Annotated in this window: 4 protein-coding genes and 2 rRNA genes (1 of these 6 only partly in view); all 6 read left to right on the top strand. The window is 41.0% G+C overall.

Annotation, left to right across the window (positions count from 1 at the left end):
* Positions 1-2,831 (top strand): 23S ribosomal RNA (locus tag JNUCC51_RS09555) (it extends 97 nt beyond the left edge of the window).
* Between the two features lie 66 nt (positions 2,832-2,897).
* Positions 2,898-3,013 (top strand): 5S ribosomal RNA (rrf, locus tag JNUCC51_RS09550).
* A 1,615-nt stretch (positions 3,014-4,628) separates the two neighbouring features.
* Positions 4,629-4,973, top strand: coding sequence for a WxL domain-containing protein (locus JNUCC51_RS09545; protein ID WP_337992210.1), 345 nt, complete (start codon positions 4,629-4,631; stop codon positions 4,971-4,973).
* Between the two features lie 203 nt (positions 4,974-5,176).
* Positions 5,177-5,971 (top strand): WxL domain-containing protein, encoded by a 795-nt coding sequence (locus tag JNUCC51_RS09540; RefSeq protein WP_337991792.1) that lies wholly within the window; start codon positions 5,177-5,179, stop codon positions 5,969-5,971.
* A gap of 270 nt (positions 5,972-6,241) precedes the next feature.
* Entirely contained in the window at positions 6,242-7,270 is a 1,029-nt protein-coding gene (locus tag JNUCC51_RS09535) for a WxLIP family cell surface protein (protein WP_337991791.1), read from the top strand.
* A 319-nt stretch (positions 7,271-7,589) separates the two neighbouring features.
* Positions 7,590-10,568 carry a hypothetical protein gene (locus tag JNUCC51_RS09530; RefSeq protein WP_337991790.1) on the top strand — a complete coding sequence of 993 codons (2,979 nt, stop codon included), beginning with the start codon at positions 7,590-7,592 and terminating at the stop codon, positions 10,566-10,568.
* Positions 10,569-10,580: the final 12 nt, after the last annotated feature.

Genomic DNA, 10,580 nt, shown 5'->3' with positions numbered 1-10,580 from the left:
TTTGATCCGGAGATTTCCGAATGGGGGAACCCACTACGTTTAATCGCGTAGTATCTTGACGTGAATACATAGCGTCTTGAAGGCAGACCCAGGGAACTGAAACATCTAAGTACCTGGAGGAAGAGAAAGAAAAATCGATTCCCTGAGTAGCGGCGAGCGAAACGGGAAGAGCCCAAACCAAGAGGCTTGCCTCTTGGGGTTGTAGGACACTCTATACGGAGTTACAAAAGAGCGAGTTAGATGAAGCGACTTGGAAAGGTCCGCCAGAGCAGGTAAAAGCCCTGTAGTCGAAAGTTCGTTCTCTCCTGAGTGGATCCTGAGTACGGCGGAACACGTGAAATTCCGTCGGAATCCGGGAGGACCATCTCCCAAGGCTAAATACTACCTAGTGACCGATAGTGAACCAGTACCGTGAGGGAAAGGTGAAAAGCACCCCGGGAGGGGAGTGAAAGAGATCCTGAAACCGTGTGCCTACAAGTAGTTAGAGCCCGTTAATGGGTGATAGCGTGCCTTTTGTAGAATGAACCGGCGAGTTACGATTACGTGCGAGGTTAAGCTTTAGAAGGCGGAGCCGCAGCGAAAGCGAGTCTGAATAGGGCGAAATAGTACGTGGTCGTAGACCCGAAACCAGGTGATCTACCCATGTCCAGGGTGAAGGTGAGGTAACACTTACTGGAGGCCCGAACCCACGCACGTTGAAAAGTGCGGGGATGAGGTGTGGGTAGCGGAGAAATTCCAATCGAACTTGGAGATAGCTGGTTCTCTCCGAAATAGCTTTAGGGCTAGCCTCGTGATGAGAATACTGGAGGTAGAGCACTGTTTGGACTAGGGGGCCATCCCGGTTTACCGAATTCAGACAAACTCCGAATGCCAGATATTTATACACGGGAGTCAGACTGCGAGTGATAAGATCCGTAGTCAAAAGGGAAACAGCCCAGACCACCAGCTAAGGTCCCAAAGTAATCGTTAAGTGGAAAAGGATGTGGCGTTGCACAGACAACCAGGATGTTGGCTTAGAAGCAGCCATCATTTAAAGAGTGCGTAATAGCTCACTGGTCGAGTGACGCTGCGCCGAAAATGTATCGGGGCTAAACGATTCACCGAAGCTGTGGATTGACATCTACGATGTCAGTGGTAGGAGAGCGTTCTAAGTGCGTTGAAGTCAGATCGGAAGGACTGGTGGAGCGCTTAGAAGTGAGAATGCCGGTATGAGTAGCGAAAGACGGGTGAGAATCCCGTCCACCGTATGACTAAGGTTTCCTGAGGAAGGCTCGTCCGCTCAGGGTTAGTCGGGACCTAAGCCGAGGCCGATAGGCGTAGGCGATGGACAACAGGTTGATATTCCTGTACCACCTCCTCACCGTTTGAGAAATGGGGGGACGCAGTAGGATAGGGTAAGCGCGCTGTTGGATATGCGCGTCCAAGCAGTAAGGCGTGTGTGTAGGCAAATCCGCACACTATAACGTTGAGCTGTGATGGCGAGTCCGTATGGACGAAGTTCCTGATTTCACACTGCCAAGAAAAGCCTCTATCGAGGTGAGAGGTGCCCGTACCGCAAACCGACACAGGTAGTCGAGGAGAGAATCCTAAGGTGTGCGAGAGAACTCTCGTTAAGGAACTCGGCAAAATGACCCCGTAACTTCGGGAGAAGGGGTGCTCTTGAGCGTGCAAGCGCATGAGAGCCGCAGTGAATAGGCCCAGGCGACTGTTTAGCAAAAACACAGGTCTCTGCAAAACCGTAAGGTGACGTATAGGGGCTGACGCCTGCCCGGTGCTGGAAGGTTAAGAGGAGTGGTTAGCGCAAGCGAAGCTGCGAATTGAAGCCCCAGTAAACGGCGGCCGTAACTATAACGGTCCTAAGGTAGCGAAATTCCTTGTCGGGTAAGTTCCGACCCGCACGAAAGGCGTAACGATCTGGGCACTGTCTCAACGAGAGACTCGGTGAAATTATAGTACCTGTGAAGATGCAGGTTACCCGCGACAGGACGGAAAGACCCCGTGGAGCTTTACTGTAGCCTGATATTGAATTTTGGTACAACTTGTACAGGATAGGTAGGAGCCAGAGATCTCGGAGCGCCAGCTTCGAAGGAGGCGTCGGTGGGATACTACCCTGGTTGTATTGAAATTCTAACCCATGCCCCTTAGCGGGGCAGGAGACAGTGTCAGGCGGACAGTTTGACTGGGGCGGTCGCCTCCTAAAAGGTAACGGAGGCGCCCAAAGGTTCCCTCAGAATGGTTGGAAATCATTCGTAGAGTGTAAAGGCACAAGGGAGCTTGACTGCGAGACCTACAAGTCGAGCAGGGTCGAAAGACGGGCTTAGTGATCCGGTGGTTCCGCATGGAAGGGCCATCGCTCAACGGATAAAAGCTACCCCGGGGATAACAGGCTTATCTCCCCCAAGAGTCCACATCGACGGGGAGGTTTGGCACCTCGATGTCGGCTCATCGCATCCTGGGGCTGTAGTCGGTCCCAAGGGTTGGGCTGTTCGCCCATTAAAGCGGTACGCGAGCTGGGTTCAGAACGTCGTGAGACAGTTCGGTCCCTATCCGTCGTGGGCGTAGGAAATTTGAGAGGAGCTGTCCTTAGTACGAGAGGACCGGGATGGACACACCGCTGGTGTACCAGTTGTCTTGCCAAAGGCATCGCTGGGTAGCTATGTGTGGACGGGATAAGTGCTGAAAGCATCTAAGCATGAAGCCCCCCTCAAGATGAGATTTCCCATTACGCAAGTAAGTAAGATCCCTCAAAGACGATGAGGTAGATAGGTTCGAGGTGGAAGTGTGGTGACACATGGAGCTGACGAATACTAATCGATCGAGGACTTAACCACAATGTTTGAAACATTCAATGAACCGTTTATCCAGTTTTGAAAGAATAATTCTTTCAATTAAATAAGTCTAGTGATGATGGCAAAGAGGTCACACCCGTTCCCATACCGAACACGGAAGTTAAGCTCTTTAGCGCCGATGGTAGTTGGGGGCTTCCCCCTGTGAGAGTAGGACGTCGCTAGGCACTTGAAAAGTCGAGGATTTATTCCTCGGCTTTTTTTCTATGGAAATAAATATTCTTTTGACCTGTGAGCATTCTTAAAAATAGATAGAGAATCTGTACCATTTACAGTGTTTATGTACCAGACGCTTTGATTATAAAACGTGAAAAAGAGAGATGTATCCTATATTCGGTACACCTCTTTTTTCTATGTGTGCCCCGGGGGAGATCTAATGGAAACGGAAAGTACCTTATAACATATTTTGCGTTAGATAGCTGAACCATCAGAAATCAGCAGTGCGCATAGTACCATTCACTTCTAGAATGAAGAACAATTCAGAGAGAATAACCTTTGAATGGAGTTTTCTATGAAGAATACAGAAAATTCGGAATGGATCTACTAGGTAGAGGTAGTGTGATTCCCATGAGAAACATCGAGAGAATGCAGTAGAAAAAAGCTTTTATCAAAATATGTTCAAAAGTGTGCAAAGATTGATTTGCGTTTTTCCTCAGAAGGTTTAACCCTTAATAATCATAATCAAGATAAAAGGATGTCCTTTTTTGTTTTTCTGCAAAAATTGAAAATTTTAAGTTGATTCAACAGTCTTGGGCAAACAGAAATGACACCACCACTAGCTACTCATGTCATAAAGTCGAGAAAAAGCTAACAGTAGAAGAGGGATCAAGGTGCTGTTATTGCTGCATAGATGATGAACAAATTTTCAATAATACTCGTTTAAAACCTATCAAACGCATATCATTAAAACAATTTAACTTCAAGATTAACTTTTATCAATTTTTGCTAGAAAAGCAACAAAAGTTGATTTGAGTCGCGTCGTAAAAGGCGCTAGAGTTAGAAGTTGTAGAAGATAAAGAGTGAAAAGATGTTTGTTTTCACTTTTTATTTCCTTCCAGATTTCATGATGGTTTTTACGAAAGCTGCTTGCACCTATTTACTGTATCCGCCCGCATTTTATGTGCTACGTAGATATAAAAAACGCAATGGAATGTGACTGTAATCTATGAATAAAAGGACAATGCGAGTTGTAGCAATCGTATCGGTACTAAGTGAAATTAGTTTTTTAGAAAAATATGTTTAATTCTGATTCGGAAGGGGTACTAGATTCTTAGGGCCTATAAAAAATCCATAAACCGGAGAAGTAATTTATTTAGGGATAATAGTTTTAGGCGTAATATTTTCCGTATCTGCATTTTACGTGCTACGTAGATATAACAACCTCAATGAAATGTGGCTAGATCTATGTATAAAAGGACAATGCAAGTTGAAGCAATCGCTTCGGTACTAAGAGAAAATAGTTTTTTGGAAAAATATGTTTAATTCTGATTCGGAAAGGGTACTAGATTCTTAGGACCTATAAAAAATCCTCAAACGGGAGAAGTAACTTATTTAGAGATAATAATTTTTGATGTGTTATTTACCGTATCCGCATTCTATGTGATACGTAAATATAAAAAACAAAATGGAAGGAGAATGTAATTTAAAAGACTTTGCAAATTGTAGCAATGGCCGCGGTACTATGTGGGATGTCTTTCTCACCATTATTTGCTTCCGCAGAAGAACCAGGTGAAATAGAAAAAGTATCCAAATTTAGAGAAGCCAGTAAATCCAGAAGATCCGATAGGTCCAGCACAGGGAACTGGAGGACCACTAAGCATTGATTTTGCATCAAGTCTCGATTTTGGTATTAATCCAATCTCGAACAAAGAAAAAACTTATTATGCGAATGCTCAAGAGTTACGTTCTGGTGAGAATAGTAAATATGTACTGAACTATGTGCAAATCTCAAATAATCTCGGATTAAATGGCGGATGGATATTAACCGTTAAACAAGAAGGTCAGTTTGCTAATGCTACAGTACAGCATAAAGAATTAATAGGTCGCAAATCAAATTTGTTAATCCAACTGTCACAGGTAAAACAGAAGGAGTACCACCACCAACAGCTGCTAAAGAAATTACATTAGATCCAATGGGAGCAGAGTCACTCATGTCAGCAAAATCAACTGAAGGAGCTGGCCTTTGGGGGGACAGTAGATGAGATGACGAAAGTTGAAGGTAAGAAAGTACAAAAAACAAAGATATTTCCCTTACTATTCCAGGGGAAACGTAATATGGAACTTATCGGATGTACCAGCTAATAATAATTAATGATAAAGGATGATTAAACATGAAAATGAGTACTAATTTAAAAGCACTAGGTGTTGCAACAACAATGTTAACAGGTTTCGTATTAGGAGGAAGCGTCACTGCTCATGCGGACGAACCAGAATCAAAAAGCTATAACTCGAATGCAATGATCCAATTTGAAGCAGGTTCTGACGTTATAACTCCGCCAACAAACCCAACTGATCCAGGTGAAAAAGATAAAGATACAGGTGAAATAGTGGATCCAGGTCCAACTTTACCAGGCGGAGAAGTGCCAGAGAAAGGAACATCTGGTCCATTAAGTATTGACTATGCATCTAGCTTAAACTTTGGTACACAAAAAATTACTTCTACCGATCAATTTTACAAAGCGGCACCACAACAATTTAGCAATCGTACTAAGCCAGAAGGCCCAAACTATGTACAAGTGACAGATGGTCGTGGTTCAGATGCAGGTTGGACACTGCAAGTGAAACAGGAAAGTCAATTCAAGAGCACTAAAGATAAGGTACTAACGGGTGCTGAAATTAGGTTCACAAATGTTCAGGTGAATACGGCTTCTGCATCTCCAAAGCCATCTATTGTCAAACCATCTTTTGCGTTAACTATCAAAGAAGATGGAACGGGTGCAGCTCAAACTATTATGTCTGCTAAAACAGATGAAGGTTCTGGTACTTACGTATTAGCATTTGGTGATGACGATTCAGCAAAGGATAGTATTGAACTGTTTGTCCCAGGTTCAACTACAAAATATGCAGATAAATATGCTACGTCAATAACTTGGACACTGACAGACGTACCTGGAATAGATGAATAAACAGGACAATAATAAAATTTCCTAATGGGGGACTATTAAAAGTAAAAATAGGATCCTATCATTTTACTTCAATAGTTTGATAAACAGGTAAAAACCCGCGATGCCTCCTAATTCTATTTAACAAAGCATGAGTATATTGGCGACAGGAGAATTATGCCTTCGTGATATCCTGTTGCTCCATAAGCATAGCGGGTTTTTGCCATATAAGAATATTTAATAACTTAGAAGACTTTTTGACAGTCTCTCTAAGTAGTAAGGATGATAGAAATTATGAAAAAGAATACATTATTGACTATAATCGGCGTATTAATCGTTAACCTAGTATGGTTTACGCCATTTGCTTCTGCATCTGAATTTAAATTTGGTGTATATACCGTTATTCCAGATAACCAAATTGATAAACAAAAATCTTATTTCAATTTGAAGATGGAGCCTAATCAGAAGCAAACATTAATAATTCAATTAAAAAATGATACAAAAGATGATGTCGTCATTGAGCCCGAAATTCATTCAGCTACTACGAACCTTAATGGTGTTGTAGAGTACGGCTCTACAACAGCTGAACGTGATTCTTCATTGCCTTATGAGTTAGCAGATTTAATTAAAACAGATAAGGAAATTACGATTCCTGCTAAGGGAAGTAAGGATTTACAGTTAAATGTAACGATGCCTGAAGAAGAATTCGATGGAATTTTGGCGGGTGGTATTACATTAGAAGAGAAGAAAGTAGCGTCAAAAAATACCAAGGAAACAACTAAAGGTTTAAGTATTGAAAATAAATATGCTTATGTAGTAGGAATTATCCTACAAGAGACGGATGAAACAGTGAAGCAAGATTTACAATTACACGATGTTAAAGCCGGACAAGTAAATGCGCGTAACGTCATTAATGCTACGCTTCAAAATCCAACGGCAACGTATTTAAACAGTTTTGAGGTGGATGCGGAAGTTACGAAAAAAGGGAAAACAGAGGTACTTTATGAATCGAAAAAACAAGACATGCAAATGGCGCCAAATTCGAATTTTGAGTATCCGATTGCACTAAATGGTGAAAAATTCAAATCTGGGGAGTATACGTTACATTTAAAGGCTAAGTCGAGCAAAGAATCATGGGAATTCGAGAAGGACTTTACCATTAAAGGGGAAGAAGTGAAGCAATTTAACGCAACAGATGTAACGATTGAAGGCCCGAATTATTTAGCTTATATGGTAGGGTTGCTAATTTTACTAGTAGTAGGGTTATTGTTGTATATATTTTACAGCAAAAAGAAGCAGAAAAAACAACAAAAAATAAATTAAATGAAAAGATAAAAAATACGCCTTTGTACTTGAAGTATTTGTAACGATTACATTGCTAACTTTTCGTTTTTGAAAAATCACGCACCAATTTATGATTTTAATGCAAAGGTGGAGGCGTGTATCACGCTGACTATGACAAGCTTTATATAGCGATTGGTTTTTTAACAAGTGAATCAATAAAAAATCCGATGAATCATTTGTTAAAAAGAAAAAGTTAATTTGAAGAAATGAAAAGGACGCAAAGTGATTAGTATGCAATTAGCTTCATTGTTTCGTTATGAAGCTGCCTAACATGTTAGAAGGTCGGTGAAAAGAAAAAATGCGGAAAATAGTAATATCGATGTTGGTTTTTGTTCTAGTCTTTTCCGAGCTAAATGTATTTGTAGCAGAAACAATTGTGGGTGATCCTACAGAGCTGGAAATTGAATGTGAGAAGCAGTTAGCGTCTGATGAGGAAAATCTAGCAACTGAATGTAAGGAACCAGAGACTGAAAATGGAGAAAATCCAACAACTGAAGGAGAGGGACAGCCAGAGACTGAAAATGGAGAAAATCTAACAACTGAAGGAGAGGGACAGCCAGAGACTGGAAATGGCGAAAATCCAACAACTGAAGGAGAGGGACAGCCAGATACTGGAAATGGAGAAAATCCAACAACTGAAGGAGAAGGACAGCCAGAGACGGAAAATGGCGACGATCCAGCAACTGAAGGAGAGGGACAGCCAGGGTCCGAAAATGGCGAAGATCCAACAACTGAAGAAGAAGAACAACCGGAATATGGTTTGGAACCTTTATGTGTGGAACAGTCAGAGTTTGAAATAGAAGAGAATTCAACAACAGAAGGAGAGGAACAGCTGGAGTCTAATAGCGAAGAAGAGCTGACAACTGAAGATGAAGAACAGTTAGGATCTAATAGTGAAGAAGTGCTAGTATTTGAAGGAGAGGAACAGCTAGGGACTAACAGCGAAGAAGAGTTAGAAAACAATGAAGAAAAGCCAGCGCCTAATTGTAAAAGAGCTACAAGAGCTGCATACGGTAAAGGAATACTTATTAGTAATGATAAACCTAAAATTAAGGATATAGATTTTTCGGCATTGGATGATTCTGAGAATGAATTAGATGACTTTACACAAATGACAGTAAATAGAGGTCTCGAAATCCCGCAAAGAAACGATGACCGCAGAACATATTACATGTATTTTGGAGACTTTTTCAATGACAGGACATATTCGTCGTTAAATATGGAGAAATCTTATGAAGCTAACAATGACGACTGGGACCGTCCATTGCCTGAAATGGAACAGACACTTAGGCAGGTAATAAAAGTAAATGGAGGAGATAAAGATAATAGGTATATACATGCAGAAAATTACCAAGTAGCGCTAGCTCTTAATACCTGCATTGATAATTCTTGTCCTGGTAATGCTGTCGCAACGTATTTTTATCAGAAAGGGAGACCTTCTATTCAGACAAATAATACCGATATAGGGAGTGGAATGATGATTGCTCATGGGAGCACTCTAAACGGTACCCCAGGATTTCGATCTGAGAAAGGATTCCCCCTTTTAAAACTATATAAAAATGAAACGACACATGAACTGATTGGTTATGCGGCTGTCATTAATGAAGTCATAAGCCTTTTTGGTAACAACAAACTCTACGTAGATGGCTATGTAAGAATTAAAATGAGTCCCCTGAATGGAAAAGGGCGTATTAGGGTAAATATGAGATATTTGAAATTAAGCGATGACTATGAATTCACAAATTTTGCTTATTCTGCCCATATGGATATTGCTGGGCGGCATACAAATAGTAAGATATATTCGTTAGGAGATAATAAAGGGTTCTATTTTAATGAGGCAAAATTGGCTGACAATAAAGATTACGTTCTTTATTTCTACCGTGATGGTTATAAAGGGAATCCAACTGCGTTTAAGGCAAATAATGACCCGATAAATTACCCATTTAGTTCAGCCTTTTTTGGTAGATTGAATGGGGTGGGTACTGCTGAACCTGGCAAGGGTTTAATGACGGCCTTTCAAGATCACCCAGGTTGGGCATTAAGGTGGGAGCCCCAAAAATTAGCGCCTGCTAAGGTAAGAGAAGAGAATTTAGAGATGGCATTAAGTGATAGCTTAGAAGAAGAGCTAGGTATTAACTTAGATAATGATTGCGAATATAAAGATGATGGTTATCATATTTCAGGAACATGGAACGGTAAGAGCAGTAGGCGTATTCGTCTTTACTATACGGTTGATGGAAGCGAACCTATGCTAATCAGTGAGGATGAAAATGAGATTGAAGACACAGAGGTTCCGTGGGAGTATGCGATTCCAAATAATGTGATGGAAAATGGATTAGATCACAAAATTACTGTATATATAATGGACGAATTTAATCAGAAATCTAATATCGAAACGATAAAAGTCCGCCCAGCATTAGACATTAAAGAACAAGTATTTAATCAAGATGGCAATGAGACAGAAGAAGTGGCGCCAGGTGACACATTAAGCTATAAGATTTTAGTAGACCCTGGCTATAACCGAAAAGATCCACACCTATATGGTCAATTTAATATTATACAAAAATATGATACACATTTAGAACCACCAACAGACCTTAAAGTAGTACATGCAGAAGATGGTTATATAGTTGGTTCAGCCTTTTACAATGGTTCTTCGATTGGAATAAGAGTCTCATCATCCTTGAGTCGCTATGCGAAAGTAAGTGTTACTTTCAATGCTAAAGTGAAAGATGATGCGACAGAGGGAGAATATGTGGTAGGCCAAGGAACAGCAACAGGGAAATACAGTACAGGTGATGTAGTCAATGGAACATCAAATGAAGTAAAAGTTAAAATTACTGGTGTGTTGACATTCGTTTCTGCGCCTCAAGTGATTGACTTTGGAGGAAAACTGGCGATTTCACCAAAAAATAAAAAGTATTATCCTATCCAGCTTGATAGACCTTTAGCGGTACAAGATAGTCGTTCGCTATCGAGAAAACCTTCTTGGATGATGACAGCAAAACTAGATCAGCCGCTAACAGGAGAGAAGACGGGTGCGAAATTAGATAGCTTATATTACCTCTATGGTGAAAATGTTTCAATCATTACTGAAAAAGTTTCAGCAGAGATTTATAAAAAAGAAACAAAAAATAAGGAAGTAGTCAACATTTCCGATACATGGGATCCAAACGGGGACGGGCTTTATTTAGAAGTAACAGCAGGAACCGCTAAGGCTGATGCTTATAAAGGAACGATAAGATGGGAACTTCAGGATGTACCGTTGAATGAATAAAATATTTTGGAC

Source organism: Lysinibacillus sp. JNUCC 51 (assembly GCF_015999525.1).
In the GTDB taxonomy this organism is placed as follows: domain Bacteria; phylum Bacillota; class Bacilli; order Bacillales_A; family Planococcaceae; genus Lysinibacillus; species Lysinibacillus xylanilyticus.
The sequence above is the reverse complement of the archived record's forward strand: the minus strand, read 5'-3'. Positions and strand labels throughout refer to the sequence as shown.